This window comes from Citrifermentans bremense (assembly GCF_014218275.1).
GTDB lineage: Bacteria > Desulfobacterota > Desulfuromonadia > Geobacterales > Geobacteraceae > Geomonas > Geomonas pelophila.
In genome coordinates, this window is sequence record NZ_AP023213.1 from 2337593 (window position 1) to 2351679 (window position 14087).

Consider the following 14087-nt stretch of genomic DNA (forward strand, 5'->3'; position numbering starts at 1 on the left):
AACCGGGCTGACGCGGCACTAACAATGGACTACTTCAGGAATTGCCTGAGCACGAAGGGGAGGATGCCGCCGTGGCGGTAGTAATCGAGCTCGTTCGTGGTATCGATCCGCGCCTGCACCGTGAACGAGCCGGTGTCGCCTTCACTATTCCGATAATTCACCTGGAGTTTTTGCCCCGGCGCAAGTTCTGACAGCCCTCCCAGGTCGAAGCTTTCCGTGCCGTCCAACCCGAGGGTAGCCGGGTTCTCGCCCGGGAGAAACTGCAGGGGCAGAACGCCCATCCCGACGAGGTTGGAGCGGTGGATCCTCTCGAAGCTCTCGGCGATCACCGCCCTCACCCCGAGAAGCTTGGTCCCCTTGGCTGCCCAGTCGCGTGAGGAGCCGGTGCCGTATTCCTTGCCGGCGATGACGATCAGCGGGACGCCTGCCGCACGGTATTTCTCTGCGGCGTCGAAGATTGACATCTGGCCGCCATCCTTGTCGTCGCAGACAAAGCACCTCGTTACCCCTCCTTCCACACCCGGTACCAGTTGATTCCTGATGCGGATGTTGGCGAAGGTCCCCCGGACCATCACCTCGTGGTTGCCGCGGCGCGCCCCGTAGGAGTTGAAATCCTTCGGGGGGATGCCCAGCGAGATGAGGTAGCGGCCGGCAGGAGCATCCTTTGCGATGGAACCTGCCGGCGAGATATGGTCTGTGGTGATGGAATCCCCCAAAAGGGCCAGCACCCGCGCCTCTTTTACGTCCTGGACCGGCTGCGGATCCCTGGAGAGGTCGGCAAAGAACGGAGGCTCCTTGATGTAGGTGGACCCTTGCTGCCAATGGTACAGTTCGCCGATGGGAACCTGCAGGGCCATCCACTGTTCGTCGCCCTGGAAGACGTCGGAGTAGTTGCGGGCGAAGGATTCGGCATGGACGCAGCTTTGCACCAGTTGCGCGACTTCCTGCTCGTTGGGCCAGATATCTTTCAGGTATACCGGGTCGCCGTTGGGGTCGTTGCCTATGGGGTCCCGGGTGAGATCGATGTTGACGTTGCCGGCCAGCGCATAGGCTACGACGAGCGGCGGCGAGGCGAGGTAGTTTGCTCTCACGTGGCTGTTGATGCGCCCCTCGAAGTTGCGGTTGCCGGAGAGGACTGCCGCTACAGCGAGGTCCCCCTTGACGATGGCCCCGGAGATGTGCTCGGCCAAAGGCCCGCTGTTGCCGATGCAGGTGGTGCATCCATAGCCGACCAGGTGGAAGCGCAGGGCCTCCAGGTACGGCGTGAGCCCAGCAGCGGCCAGGTAGTCGGTGACCACCTTGGAGCCGGGGGCGAGGCTCGTCTTCACCCACGGCCGCACCTGCAACCCGCGTCGTACCGCGTTGCGCGCCAGAAGACCCGCCCCTATCATGACCGAGGGGTTGGAGGTGTTTGTGCAACTGGTGATGGCGGCGATAACCACCGAGCCGTGGCAGAGGTTGTAGGCGGTCCCGTCTGGCTGGCGCACCGGGACGCAGTGCCCCAGGGCCCCAAGCGACTTGTCGGGGTGTTCCATCAGCTCAGGGGCGACGGTCACCGGCGCGCCCCCCTCGCCGAGCCACCGGCTCATGGTTTCCTTGTCGACACGCGCGGCGTCGTGGGACCTCAGGGTGATCAACTGCTTGCGGAAGGATCCCCGCACCTCCTTAAGATTGACCCGGTCCATCGGGCGCATCGGCCCGGCAAGAGAGGGCTCGACCTGGGCCAGGTCAAGTTCCAGGATGTCGCTGTACGAAGGCTCCGGCCGGTTCACATCGAGCCAGAGCCTCTGCTGCTGGTAGTACGCCTCCACCAGCGGAACGATGTCTTGCCTGCCGGTCAGGCGCAGGTAGTCGGTCGTCTGCCCGTCGACGGGGAAGACCCCGATGGTGGCGCCGTACTCCGGCGCCATGTTACCGATGGTGGCCCGGTCCGCGATGTTGAGGGAGGCGGCGCCTGGACCGAAGAATTCGACGAACTTCCCGACCACACCCTTCTTGCGCAGCATCTGGGTCACGGTAAGCACCAGGTCCGTCGCCGTGGCGCCCGGGGCGAGCGCGCCGGTCAAACGGAAACCGACCACCTGGGGGATGAGCATGGAGCAAGGCTGCCCCAACATGGCTGCTTCCGCCTCGATACCACCCACTCCCCAGCCGACGACGCCGAGACCGTTGATCATGGTGGTGTGGGAATCGGTCCCCACCAGCGTGTCGGGGAAGACAAACTCCTCCTCACCGTGCTTCGCCACCATGGCCACCTGCGAGAGGTACTCGAGGTTTACCTGGTGGCAGATGCCGGTCGCGGGCGGGACCACGCTGAAGTTCCGGAAGGCCGACTGCCCCCAGCGCAGGAACTGGTAGCGCTCGTGGTTGCGCTCGAACTCGACGGAGGAGTTTCCCCAGAGGGCGCCGGTGGTGCCGTAGAAGTCCACCTGGACCGAGTGATCGATGATCAGGTCGGCGGGCTGCATCGGGTTGATCTTAGCGGGGCTACCTCCAAGGCGCGCCAAAGCCGACCGCATCGCGGCAAGGTCGGCCACCGCCGGCACCCCGGTGAAGTCCTGGAGCAGTATCCGGGCGGGCATGAACTGGAGTTCCTTGTCCGGTTCCGCCGCCGCGTCCCAGCGGGCCACGGCCTCGATGTCCTCCCTCTTCACCACCACCCCGTCCTCCCTCCTCAGGAGGTTCTCCAGCAGTATCTTCAGGGAATACGGAAGCCGCGAGATGTCCAGCCCCGAATTTTCCTGGAACGCCTGCAACGAATGGTAGCGGTAGCTCTTGCCGCCTGCGGTGAGCGTGCTCAGAGTGTTGTAGCTGTTCGATGTCTTGCCGCTCATGATCTTCTCCCGGTTGGTCCATTTTCAATCGACGATTGTGTTCCCGCTGGTGCGTAAGGGGCAAATCCCCCCCTGCCCCCCTTTAAGAAAGGCAAATCCCCCCTGTCCCCCCTGTCCCCCCCTTCGCAAAGGGGGGGACGTTTGTTCACGTGCAGCGTTTTGGGAAAAATATACCGACGTTAAAATACTCGATGCCCCTATTTAAAGTTGCATCTAGACTTTCTTGACAGCCACGTTTGCGGCGACGAGGATCGGGTCCCAGACCGGCGAATAGGGAGGCGAGTAGGCCAGGTCCAGCTCGGCGATCTCGAACACGGTCATCTGCTTGTAGATCGCCGTCGCCAGCACGTCGAGCCTCTTGGCCACCACGTCCTCGCCGACGATCTGCGCGCCCAGAAGAAGCCCGTCCCCCTTCTGGCAGAAAAGCACGACGCGCATCGTGCTCCCGCCTGGGAATTCCCCGCGGGTGGGGCTGTCCACGAATACCTTGACGTAATCCTTGCCGAGCGCCTGCAGCTGCCTTTCGTTGAGGCCGGTGGTGGCGATGCTCAGCTCGAAGAACTTGAAGACGGCCGTCTGGTCTATCCCCCAGAACTCCATCATATGGTCGGGGTTGGTGACGTTGTTCCCTATGACGCGCCCGTGCTTGTTGGCCGCGGGACCCAAGGGGAAATAGGAGTTCGCCCCCAGTTGCCGGACGTAGTGCTCGGCGCAGTCACCGCCGGCGAAGACGGAATCGAGGTTGGTACGCAGATAGCGGTCGACCTTGGCCGCCCCCGCGGTCCCGAGGACTCCTCCTGCCGCGGCGAAAAGAGCTGTGTTGGGGCGGGTGCCGACGGCGACCACCACGAGATCGGCGGGGAAAACGCCCGCGGAGGACCTGACCTCGCCACCCGCCTTCTCGGCGATGTCGACGCCGGTGATCAGCTCGATCCCCCTCTCCTTCACCTTGTCCAGCACCTTCGCCCTCGCCTCCTCACAGAAGGAGGGGAGGATAGTGGGAGCTTTCTCCAGGATGACCGGCTTGATCTTCAGGTTGGTGAGGACGTCGGCGACCTCGAGGTTCGTATAACCCGCGCCAACTAAAACCGCACGCTTTGGGGCCTTGTCGTAGATGAACTGCTTCACGTGCCTCGTGTCGTCCAGCGTCTTGAAGCAGAAAACGTCGCTGCCGTCGAAGCCTGGCGCGGTGAGCCTGATGGCGCTGTTGCCGGTGGCATAGACGAGAAAGTCGTAGCGCTCCTGGTAGCCCTTGCCGGTGGCGAGATCGGTGACGCTCACCACCTTCCCGACCGGGTCGATGGCGGTCACTTCCTGCCGCAGCCGGTAGTCTATCCCACGCTCCTTGCGGATGGTCTCAAGCGACAGGGCGTAGAGCTTTTCCACCGGTTTGTCCCTGAAGAAAAGGTTGTACGGCATGCCGCAGGCGGCATAGGAGACATCGCCGCTTCTCTCCAGAACTACCACTTCAGACTCTGGCGACTGCCGCTTTGCCTGGCTTGCCGCCGACAACCCTGCCGCGACCCCGCCGATGATCACAGTCTTCATACAGCCTCCGCATGACATAAAAGGGACAGGCTGCCCATCCAGAGCTTGAAGCTGGAAGGCAGCCTGTCCGGTATGGATCACACTTCTTCGAACATGCTCTTCTCTGCGCCGCACAAGGGGCAGACCCAGTCCTCTGGGATGTCTTCAAAGGCGGTACCCGGCTGGATGCCGCTGTCCAAGTCACCGATCTCGGGGTCGTAGATGTAACCGCACACGGTGCAACGATATTTCTTCATAGTCTTCCCTCCTTCTCCGGTTTATTGATAAAAGTCATTCCCCCTGTGGTTGAGCGGGGGTAAAAACATCCATATAAAGTAGCTGGACTGTGTTTGTTGTCAAGCAGACGCCAATGATAAAGCTCTACTTGGAAAGCTGTGTACAGATGGAGCAAATCAATGATATTACCGTCTGGCATGACTTACCAGCTACTGAGGGCGCTGGAAGATATATTTCGGATGTGGCAGCAAAGAGCAAATCCCCCCTGTCCCCCCTCCCGCCTTCGCAGACGAAATGCTACGGCGTGCAGGCCCGCCTCCGCGGACCGAAGCGCTACGGCGCGCAGGCCCGTCGCAAAGGGGGGAAACGCGAGGTCTCGCGCAGCGCTTCGTGGGCAAATGTACTGGTATTCCAGGTCTCCCGGTATTCCCGATGAACCGGTTGATAATCCTCCTAATTCGCAAGAGGGATATTTACAGGCAGTTGCAGCGCACGGCGCACTAACGCCTACGGAACAGGCCGACGGCTTGGGTCAGGGCCGAGAAAACAGGTTGATACACAGCAAACGATGGAGAAATACATGAAGCGTCTACTGGGGAAGATCGACGAGGGGCTGCTCACTTCCGAGCAGCGTCCGATGCTCCGCTTCCTGATCATACTGACTGCGGCTTCGACGATCGGACTGCAGGGGTACACCATTTTGTTCAACAACTTCGCGGCCGAGATGGTGCATCTGAACGGAAGCCAGGTCGGCATCACGCAGTCGGTGCGGGAGATTCCGGGCCTGCTGACCCTGCTGGTGGTCTTCGTGCTCCTCTTCATGCGCGAACACAAGCTGGCCGCACTATCGGTGCTGCTCTTGGGGCTGGGAACGGGTATCACGGCGCTCATCCCCTCCTACGGCTGGGTGATCTTCACCACGGTGGTGATGAGCTTCGGTTTCCACTACTACGAGACCACCAACCAGTCGCTCACCCTGCAGTACTTTTCCACCGCAGTCTCGCCCATAGTCTTCGGCCGCCTTCGGGCGCTGGCCGCCATCTCCAGCGTGGTGGCGGGGATCATGGTTTACTGCCTGAGCTCGGTGGTGCAGTACCGGGGGATGTACCTCGCCATCGGGGCGGTGGTGTTCATAGCAGGCGCCTGGGGGCTTTGCCAGAACCCCACCCACGCGGGAATCGTGCCCCAGCGCAAGAAGATGATCCTTCGGCGCAGATATTCGCTCTTCTACATCCTGACCCTGCTCTCCGGAGCCAGGCGGCAGATATTCGTGGTCTTCTCGATCCTGCTGCTGGTCCAGGTGTTCCATTTCACGGTGCGCGAGATGACTATCCTCTTCATCGTGAACAACATCGTCGCCTATGTCCTCAATTCCCTGATTGGTAAGGCGATCAACCGTTTCGGCGAGCGCTTCATCTCCTCCTGCGAGTACGCCGGAGTCATCGTCATTTTCATGGTCTATGCCTTCAGCACCTCGAAATACCTGGTCATGTTCATGTACATCCTGGACAACATCCTCTACAATTTCGAGGTTTCCATCAGGACCTACTTCCAGAAGGTGGCAGATCCCGCCGACATCTCCTCATCCATGTCGGTCGGGTTCACCATCAATCACATAGCCGCCGTTTTCCTGCCCGCATTGGGCGGCTACTTCTGGATGTTGGATTACAGGATCCCGTTCATCGGCGGCACGGTACTGGGTGTGATTTCCCTGGTCGCGGCACGGTGGATGCGGGTGCCTGAGAAGGCGCCAGAGTTGGAAATGGCAGGTAGTTAGCAGCAAGATCGCAGCAAGGTATGACGGTAAATACATACAACGATATGGCAGTAAGGAGGTGTGTAGATGTTTAAGAGAATTGATCATGTTGAGATCATTCCGCGCGACTTCGAGCGGTCCATCAGATTTTACACCGATATCCTGGGCTTCGCCATGAAACAGCGCATGGCTGTGTCTGCTCCTCCGCTGGAAGAGATAGCATATCTGGCGCTGGGTGACACTGTGCTGGAATTGATGAGAGTGAAGGACCCCACTCTTTCGGCAGCGGAGCCTTGGAGCACGGGGTACCGGATGATGGCGCTGGAGGTAGACGACATGGACCGGGCGCTGGAATACCTGGCCCAAAAAGGAATCGAGCCGACCTGGGGTCCGGTCTCCCTCGGTCCCTCGAAGCGGGCGGAGATCCACGACCCGGACGGGCTCCCGATCGAACTCAGACAATGGTGACAGCAGCGACAACGACAAACAGGAGGTAACGCAGATGATCCCTGAAAAGATGAAAGAAGTGATGAAACATGAAGGGGTGGTCGCCATTGTGACCCAAGGCGAAGACGGGCCCCACCTGGTCAATACCTGGAACAGCTACCTGGCGCTGGACGCCGACGAAAGGCTGCTCATTCCCGCGGGGTACATGCACGTGACCGAGAAGAACGTGACCCGCAACCCGAAGGTCCTTTTGACCCTGGGGAGCCGCGAGGTGCAGGGGACGCACGGCCCCGGAACCGGGTTCCTGGTCGAGGGAAATGCCCGTTTCATAACCGACGGCCCGGTTGTCGAGGCCACCAAGAGCACCTTCCCCTGGGCCAGGGGAGTGCTGGAGATAACCATTACCAACGTGACGCAGACGCTGTAACGACTACAGCTGAAGCGTCCCGTAGCCGAAAGCGGCGCCCCCTACCTGTCCCTCCCCCTCCTGGGGAGGGTACGAACAAAAAGGCTGCTTCCCAGGAGGAGGGGTAATGGACACGCGAAAAGGCCCCCTCCCCTGGAGGGGGAGGGTCGGGGTGGGGGAAAACGCCCCACTAGAGCAGATTGGAGCCAGACTCAAAAAAAGCACCTGAGACCAAGGGGGTCTACAGGTGCTTTTTTTGTGATCTTGTTCCTAATCGGAGTGCCCGTAGCCTATCGAGCTGAAAATCAAATCCCCCTAAATCCCCCTAAATCCCCCTTCGCAAAGAGGGACTTTTCGGGCGTTGCCCTGGTTCCTGCCTACTTGAAGGTAGCCATGATGTATTTCGCTATGGCGTTGGCCTCTGCATCGGGCACAGCCTTGGCGTCGAACTTGGTCATGCCGGGGCCGGGGTTGCGCATCTTGGCGACGATGTCCTTCTCGCTCTTGACGCCATGGGCCTCCAGAGACTTCTTGCTGAGCGTCTTGTCCGGCCTGATGATGTTGCCCCCCTTCGGATGGCAGGCGACGCAATGCTGGTCGAATTTCGCCTTGGCATCGATCTTCTCGGCTTTCTTCGCCGCACAGAATCCAGGAGCGGCCATCAAGGCCAGGGACAATACAGATACAGAGACAACAACCAACTTCTTCATATGATTCCTCCTTGGCAGGGGCTATGCCCTTTGAGTGTTCATCCTCTCCTGATTGAGCCAGTCTGTCAGGCAAGGTGGAACCAATGCTAGTCTAGATTTTTCTGTTGTCAATGACCCTGGAGGCTTTGCCTTCGGCCCTCGGGATGCTGTTCGGCTCGACCAGTTTCACTACGGCGCCTACCCCGAGCACCGAGTCAATGCGGCGTTCGACGTTGTCGAGGAAAGCCTTCTGAAGCTTCATCTCGTCGAAGAAGATGTTCTCGGTAACCTCGATCCTGATCTCCAGGGTATCCAGAGCCCCCTTGCGGTCGACCACAAGCTGGTAGTGCGGCTGGCATCCTTCGACGGCGAAAAGGACGTCCTCGATCTGCGAGGGATAGACGTTCACCCCCTTGATGATCAGCATGTCGTCGGAGCGCCCCATGGTCTTCTTCATGCGCACCGTGGTCCTGCCGCAGTCGCATTTCGTGTAGTCGAGCGAGGTGATGTCGCGGGTGCGGTAGCGCACCATCGGGAACGCTTCCTTGGTGAGCGAGGTGAGCACCAGTTCGCCGACGCTACCCGGCGGCAGCGTCTCGCCCGTTTCCGGGTCGATGATCTCGGCGAGGAAAGCGTCCTCGGAGATGTGCATGCCGCACTTGCACTCGCATTCGCCGGCGACACCCGGTCCGATAACCTCGGAGAGCCCGTAGTTGTCGGTGGCGGAGATGCCGAGCCTCGACTCGATCTCGCGCCGCATCGCCTCGGACCAGGGCTCGCCGCCGAAAAGCCCCACCTTGAGGCAGAGGCTCTTCGGGTCGATACCCATCTTCTCCATGCGCTCGGCTATGGTGACCGCGTAGCTCGGCGTCGAGACGAGAGCGGTAGTGCGGTAATCCTGCATGATCATGATCTGCTTCTCGGTGTTACCGGCACCCATCGGGATGACGGAGGCGCCGATCATCTCGGAGCCGTAATGCAGGCCGAAGGCGCCGGTGAAGAGACCGTAGCCGAAGGCTATCTGCACCACGTCGTCGTGGTTCACGCCAGCGGCGGTCATGAAGCGCGCCACGAGGTTTGACCAGACCTTCACGTCCTGCTTGGTGTAGCCGACGACCGTGGGCTTGCCGGTGGTGCCGCTGGAGGAGTGAATGCGCACCACCTCCCTAAGCGGCACCGCGAACATGCCGTAGGGGTAGTTGAGGCGCAGGTCCTCCTTGGTGGTGAAGGGAAGTTTCGAGAGGTCGGCGAGGGATCTGACATCCTCGGGGACTATTCCCAGTTCCTTGAACTTGTTCCGGTAGCAGGTGACGTTCTTGTACACGCGGTTGAGGGTCGCCTGGAGGCGCTCCAACTGGAGCTGCTCCATCTCCTCGCGCGGCATGCATTCGTAATCCGGATCCCAAATTGACATAAAAACCCCTGTAAAACCAATTGACGTCTAAAACTCAATTGATAATTGACAATTGACAGTTGACAATTAAAAACCGAGTGAATGAACTGACATGTCGATTTGATAATAGACAGTGCGGTGTAGCATCAGCAGACAATAATAGCTAGCAAACAGTAGCTGGTGAACAAGTAAAAGCTGGTTTGCGTTGTCAATTGTCAATCGTCAATTGACAATTGAAGTTCACCGTTCCCAAATTTCCTTCTTGTCGCGACCCAGGTAGGCGCGCTGCACATCCTTGTTTTCCAGAAGTTCGCTGGCCTTCCCTGAGAGGATCACCTTGCCGGTCTCCAGCACGTAGCCGCGGTCGGCTACCTTGAGGGCGGCGCGGGCGTTCTGCTCCACCAGCAGGATGGAGGTCCCCTCTTCTTCCCTCAACGTCTGGATCACCCTGAAGATGTCCTGCACCACCAGCGGCGCGAGCCCCATGGAGGGCTCGTCCAGAAGGAGCAGCTTCGGGCGCGCCATTAGCGCCCGGCCTATGGCGAGCATCTGCTGCTCCCCGCCGGAAAGGGTGCCCGCCGCCTGCCGCCTGCGCTCCTTGAGGCGCGGGAACATCAGGAACATGCGCTCCAGGTCCTCGGCGATCTCCTGGCGCTGCCCCCCCATCCGGTAGCGGAGGTAGGCGCCCAACTCCAGGTTCTCCTCTACGGTGAGCGGGTTAAAGACCTGCCGCCCCTCGGGCACCTGCGAAAGCCCCAGCGACACCACGCGGTCGGCTGCAAGCCCGGCTATGTTCTTTCCTTCCAGCATCATCTCGCCGCTCGCCGTCGGGATGATGGCGGATAGGGTGTTGAGAAGCGTGGTCTTGCCGGCACCGTTGGCGCCGATGAGGGTGACGATCTCGCCGCGGTTTAAGTGCAGCGACACGTTCTTAAGCGCGTGGACCTTCCCGTAGTAGGCGTTTATGTTCTTGATCTTGAGCATGCTATTCCTCGCCCAGGTACGCGGTGATCACCGCCTGGTTGTCCTGGATCTCCCTCGGGGTCCCCTCGGCTAGCATGGTGCCGAGGTTCAGGACCACGAGCTGGTCGCAGATGTCCATAACCAGGTCCATGTCGTGCTCAACGAGCGCCACGGTGATACCCAGGTCGCGGATCTTCTTGATCAGGTCGGCAAGCTCCGCCGTCTCGCTGCTGTTGAGCCCCGCCGCCGGCTCGTCCATCAGGAGGAGCTTCGGCTCGAGCGCCATGGCGCGGGCGATCTCCAGGAGCCTTCCCTTGCCGAAGGGAAGGGTTCCTGCCTCGACACCGGCAAGTTCCGGGATGCCGACGAATTCGAGCAGCTCATAGGCCCGGGCGCGAATCCGCTTCTCCTCCCCCATCTGCCACGGCATCCTGAAGGCACAGGCGAACATCCCGGAGCTGCTCTGGGTGTGCAGGCCGACCATGACGTTCTCCAGCACCGTCATCTTGCCGAAGAGTTCGATGTTCTGGAAGGTGCGGACCAGACCCAGGTGGGCGCGCCCCTCGGGTGGGAGCTTCGAGATGTCTTTTCCCTCCAGGAGCACCGCGCCGCAGGACGGCGGATAGATGCCTGTCGCTATGTTGAAAAGCGTGGTCTTGCCGGCGCCGTTGGGGCCGATGATCCCGGTGATGGACCCCTTGCCGACGTTGAACGAGATCCCCTCCAGCGCGGTAAGCCCGCCGAACCTCTTCCCTATGCCGTTCAGGTTAAGCATTCGCCCCCTCCTTCGCCTTCTTCGGGGTGAGGCGCCTGAAAAGAGCGGGCACGCCCTTGACCAACCCGCCCGGCATGTAGATGGTCATGACGATGAGCAGGGAGCCGTAGACGATGATGTCGTAATCCTGGAAGGTCCGAAGTATCTCGGGCAGCATGGTCAGAAGCAGCGCGCCCAGGATGGATCCGTAGACGCTCCCCAGCCCGCCTATGACGATCATGGTCAAAAGCTCCACCGAGGTATGGTAACTGAACGAGGTGGGCGAGATGAAGGTCATCACGTGGCAGTAGAGGCTCCCGGCGATGGCGGAGATGAAGGCGGAAAGGGTGAAAACCTGCACCTTCATCAGCCTCGCGTTCACACCCATCACCCGCGCTGCCACCTCCGAATCGTGGATGGCGCGCAACCCGCGGCCGAAACGGGAGTTCACCAGGTTCAGCGCAAGCAGGATCATGACCAGCGCGAAGCCCCAGACCAGGTAGTAGTTCTTCAGGTCCGTGTCGAAGGTAAAGGAGCCGATGGCGAGGTTCGGGATGCCGGAAAGGCCGGAGGGGCCGCCGGTGAGATCCACGGTCTCGTTGAAGGCGATATTGGCGATGACGCCGACGCCGAGGGTGGCCATGGCGAGGTAGTGCCCCTTGAGGCGCAATACCGGGAAACCGATGGCGAAGGCAAAGGCAGCGACCGCGAGCGCAACGGCGACCATGGCGAGCCAGGGGTTGAAAGCGTAGGTCGAGGTGAGCACCCCGGAGCCGTAGGCCCCAAGGCCGAAGAAAGCCGCCTGCCCGAGCGAGATCTGCCCGGCGAAGCCAAGGAGCAGGTTGAGCCCCAGCGCGAGCATGCTGTTGACCCCGACGAAGACGAGGACGTTGGTCAGGTAGCTTCCGGAAAGCGGCAATGGGGCGAGGAGCACCACCAGGCAGAAAATGAAAAATTTGATTTTGTCCGATTTCAAAATGGAACCTTATCTAGCAGGAGATCAAAAAAACTGCTGTTACACCCTCTCGGTTTCGCCCTTCTTGAAAAGCCCCTGGGGACGGATGAAAAGGATCAGGAGCAGGATGAAAAAGGCAATGGCGTCCTTGTACCCCGAGGATATGAGCCCGGCGCCAAGGGACTCCAGGGTCCCCAGGATCAGGCCGCCGAGGACGGTTCCAAGGCCGCTCCCCATCCCCCCCATGATCGCGGCGCAAAACCCCTTCAGCCCCAGCATGACCCCCACGTCGTAAGCGGTCATGGTGAGCGGCGCGATGATGACCCCTGCCAGCGAGCCCACGGCGGCGCTGATGACGAAGGAGAAAAGGACCATCCTGCCGACGCTGACGCCGACCAGGTTCGCGGCGCGCGGGTTGAAGGAGCAGGCGCGCATCGCCTTGCCGCTGATGGTGTGGTGGAAGAAAAGCCTGCACCCGACGATGACCAGGATGGTGACGCCGAAGATCCAGAGATGCTGCGGCAGTAGCGTCGCCCCCGCGATGCTGATGGGGTCGTTACCCGAAAAGGCGGGTAGCGCCTGGGTGTCCTTGCCCCATAACAGCATCACCACGCCACGGATCAGGATGCTGGCGCCGATGGTGATGATGATCAGGGCAAGCGGGGTGGCGTTTTTGAGCGGCCTGATGGCAAGCCGCTCAAAAAGAAGCCCAATGACTGTGGTACCCGCCACGGCGGCGCAGATCGCCGCCAGAAGCGGGAGTTGCAGCGCGTTGATGCAGAAGATGGTAAGCACTCCGCCCAGCATGACGAACTCACCCTGGGCGAAGTTGATGATACCGGTCGAGTTGAATATGATCGCGAAGCTGAGGCCAATCAGGGCGTAGATGGCGCCGGTGGCAAGCCCGGATATGACGAATTGTGTGACCTGATTTAGAAGCTCCATGAATCCTCTTTACTTGACCAGCACCCAGTCTTTTTTCCTGACTTCGACCAGCGTGAACGCGTCCTTGGTCAGGCCGGCGTGGTCCCTGGGCGAGAAGTTGAAAACGCCTCCGATGCCGGCGAAGTTGCGGGTTGCCTCCAGGGCGTTGCGGATGCCGGCGGGGGTGTCCCCTCCCCTCTCGATGGCGCCCTTAAGGAGCATTACCGCGTCCCAGGCATGGCCGCCGAAGTGATCCCCCTCGGCCCTGTAGTGGTTCTGGTAGTCCTTGATGAAGGCAAGGAGCGACCCTTTCTGCCTGTCGCTCTTCGGGAGCAGGTCGGCGACGAGGACCTTGCCGGAGGGAAGCCTGATCCCCTCGGCCGCGTCCCCGGCGAGTTCGATGAACTTCTTGGAGGAAACGCCGTGGCTCATGTAGAGCGGGATCTTGAGGCCGAGCTGCTTCGCGTTTCTCGCCACCACGGCGGGCCCGGGGTTGGTGCCCCAGCAGATTACCGCCTGCGCCTGGGAGCCGCGGATCTTGGCGAGCTGCGCGGTCATGTCGGTGTCCTTGGGTCCGTAGGTGTCGTCGGAAATGATCTGGATGCCGTAGGCCTTCGCCTGGGCCTTCAGCTGCTCGCGCCCGGAGGAGCCGAAGCCGTCGGAGACGCTCAAGATGGCGACCTTTGTCTTCCTCTCCTTCCTCAGTTGCTCGTAGATGCGGGCGGCGGCGAGACCGTCGTTCTGTGCGGTCTTGAAGACCCACTTTTTCACCGGCTCGGTGATCTTGCTGCCGGCAGCGCAGGAGATGAGCGGTATCCCGGCTCTCTCGACCACCGGGACGATGGCCATGCTGTCGCCGGTGGTGCTGGGACCGATGATGGCCACGACCTTGTCGTTCTTGATCAGCTTGTTGACGAGCTGAACGGCTTTGGTGGCGTCCCCGCTGGTGTCGTAGGTGATCAGCTCTATCTTGCGCCCTTTTACGCCGCCGGCCTTGTTGATCTCGTCGACCACCATCTGCGCGGTGTTGCGCTCAGGCTCCCCCAGGAAGGAGGCGGGGCCGGTCACGGCGAAAAGCCCACCGATCTTGATGGGAGGGGCGGCAAAGGCTACGGTGGAGAGACAGAGCAAGGCAAATAATGCAAGAGCAGTGGTAATCAGTTTTCTCACGGATATTTTCCCCCCTTGAAGGAGCGGCAGCG

The 14087-nt window shown here is 60.8% G+C and carries 13 protein-coding genes; 3 read left to right on the forward strand and 10 right to left on the reverse strand.

Annotated elements, in window-relative coordinates; translation table 11 throughout:
* Window positions 1-29 precede the first annotated feature (29 nt).
* From acnA to rd, 3 genes are all read right to left on the reverse strand, one after another.
* Window positions 30-2834, reverse strand: a complete 2805-nt coding sequence (gene acnA, locus GEOBRER4_RS10280) for an aconitate hydratase AcnA (protein ID WP_185242219.1) — start codon at window positions 2832-2834, stop codon at window positions 30-32.
* Window positions 2835-3047: 213 nt separating this feature from the next.
* Window positions 3048-4382, reverse strand: coding sequence for an FAD-dependent oxidoreductase (locus tag GEOBRER4_RS10285; RefSeq protein ID WP_185242220.1), 1335 nt, complete (start codon window positions 4380-4382; stop codon window positions 3048-3050).
* A 77-nt stretch (window positions 4383-4459) separates the two neighbouring features.
* Window positions 4460-4618, reverse strand: a complete 159-nt coding sequence (rd, locus tag GEOBRER4_RS10290; RefSeq protein WP_085812708.1) for a rubredoxin — start codon at window positions 4616-4618, stop codon at window positions 4460-4462.
* Window positions 4619-5178: 560 nt separating this feature from the next.
* Here rd and GEOBRER4_RS10295 point away from each other — a divergent pair.
* From GEOBRER4_RS10295 to GEOBRER4_RS10305, 3 genes are all read left to right on the forward strand, one after another.
* Entirely contained in the window at window positions 5179-6375 is a 1197-nt protein-coding gene (locus tag GEOBRER4_RS10295) for an MFS transporter (RefSeq protein ID WP_185242221.1), read from the forward strand.
* Between the two features lie 66 nt (window positions 6376-6441).
* Window positions 6442-6822: a VOC family protein gene (locus tag GEOBRER4_RS10300; RefSeq protein WP_185242222.1), complete on the forward strand. Its 381-nt coding sequence runs from the start codon at window positions 6442-6444 to the stop codon at window positions 6820-6822.
* A 34-nt stretch (window positions 6823-6856) separates the two neighbouring features.
* Entirely contained in the window at window positions 6857-7228 is a 372-nt protein-coding gene (locus GEOBRER4_RS10305; protein WP_185242223.1) for a pyridoxamine 5'-phosphate oxidase family protein, read from the forward strand.
* A 356-nt stretch (window positions 7229-7584) separates the two neighbouring features.
* On the opposite strand, the gene GEOBRER4_RS10310 is transcribed toward GEOBRER4_RS10305, so the two are convergent.
* The 7 genes from GEOBRER4_RS10310 to GEOBRER4_RS10340 form a co-directional block, all read right to left on the reverse strand.
* Window positions 7585-7917, reverse strand: coding sequence for a c-type cytochrome (locus GEOBRER4_RS10310; protein WP_185242224.1), 333 nt, complete (start codon window positions 7915-7917; stop codon window positions 7585-7587).
* 91 nt (window positions 7918-8008) lie between these two features.
* Complete coding sequence (locus GEOBRER4_RS10315) at window positions 8009-9310, reverse strand: phenylacetate--CoA ligase family protein (RefSeq protein ID WP_185242225.1); 1302 nt, start codon at window positions 9308-9310, stop codon at window positions 8009-8011.
* Window positions 9311-9529: 219 nt separating this feature from the next.
* A complete protein-coding gene (locus tag GEOBRER4_RS10320; protein ID WP_185242226.1) occupies window positions 9530-10273 on the reverse strand; it encodes an ABC transporter ATP-binding protein in 744 nt (247 codons plus the stop codon).
* Between the two features lies 1 nt (window position 10274).
* Window positions 10275-11027 carry an ABC transporter ATP-binding protein gene (locus GEOBRER4_RS10325; protein ID WP_185242227.1) on the reverse strand — a complete coding sequence of 251 codons (753 nt, stop codon included), beginning with the start codon at window positions 11025-11027 and terminating at the stop codon, window positions 10275-10277.
* Window positions 11020-11982 carry a branched-chain amino acid ABC transporter permease gene (locus GEOBRER4_RS10330; RefSeq protein ID WP_185242228.1) on the reverse strand — a complete coding sequence of 321 codons (963 nt, stop codon included), beginning with the start codon at window positions 11980-11982 and terminating at the stop codon, window positions 11020-11022. Before GEOBRER4_RS10330 ends, GEOBRER4_RS10325 begins: the two co-directional genes overlap by 8 nt.
* Before the next feature lie 39 nt (window positions 11983-12021).
* Window positions 12022-12906: a branched-chain amino acid ABC transporter permease gene (locus GEOBRER4_RS10335; protein ID WP_085812698.1), complete on the reverse strand. Its 885-nt coding sequence runs from the start codon at window positions 12904-12906 to the stop codon at window positions 12022-12024.
* A 9-nt stretch (window positions 12907-12915) separates the two neighbouring features.
* Window positions 12916-14055: an ABC transporter substrate-binding protein gene (locus tag GEOBRER4_RS10340; protein WP_085812697.1), complete on the reverse strand. Its 1140-nt coding sequence runs from the start codon at window positions 14053-14055 to the stop codon at window positions 12916-12918.
* Window positions 14056-14087 lie beyond the last annotated feature (32 nt).

What these genes read in the sequence shown, in the direction of transcription:
- acnA (WP_185242219.1), bottom strand. Translation starts at nt 2,834, where the DNA reads ATGAGCGGCAAGACATCGAACAGCTACAACACTCTGAGCACGCTCACC.
- GEOBRER4_RS10285 (WP_185242220.1), bottom strand. Translation starts at nt 4,382, where the DNA reads ATGAAGACTGTGATCATCGGCGGGGTCGCGGCAGGGTTGTCGGCGGCA.
- rd (WP_085812708.1), bottom strand. Translation starts at nt 4,618, where the DNA reads ATGAAGAAATATCGTTGCACCGTGTGCGGTTACATCTACGACCCCGAG.
- GEOBRER4_RS10295 (WP_185242221.1), top strand. Translation starts at nt 5,179, where the DNA reads ATGAAGCGTCTACTGGGGAAGATCGACGAGGGGCTGCTCACTTCCGAG.
- GEOBRER4_RS10300 (WP_185242222.1), top strand. Translation starts at nt 6,442, where the DNA reads ATGTTTAAGAGAATTGATCATGTTGAGATCATTCCGCGCGACTTCGAG.
- GEOBRER4_RS10305 (WP_185242223.1), top strand. Translation starts at nt 6,857, where the DNA reads ATGATCCCTGAAAAGATGAAAGAAGTGATGAAACATGAAGGGGTGGTC.
- GEOBRER4_RS10310 (WP_185242224.1), bottom strand. Translation starts at nt 7,917, where the DNA reads ATGAAGAAGTTGGTTGTTGTCTCTGTATCTGTATTGTCCCTGGCCTTG.
- GEOBRER4_RS10315 (WP_185242225.1), bottom strand. Translation starts at nt 9,310, where the DNA reads ATGTCAATTTGGGATCCGGATTACGAATGCATGCCGCGCGAGGAGATG.
- GEOBRER4_RS10320 (WP_185242226.1), bottom strand. Translation starts at nt 10,273, where the DNA reads ATGCTCAAGATCAAGAACATAAACGCCTACTACGGGAAGGTCCACGCG.
- GEOBRER4_RS10325 (WP_185242227.1), bottom strand. Translation starts at nt 11,027, where the DNA reads ATGCTTAACCTGAACGGCATAGGGAAGAGGTTCGGCGGGCTTACCGCG.
- GEOBRER4_RS10335 (WP_085812698.1), bottom strand. Translation starts at nt 12,906, where the DNA reads ATGGAGCTTCTAAATCAGGTCACACAATTCGTCATATCCGGGCTTGCC.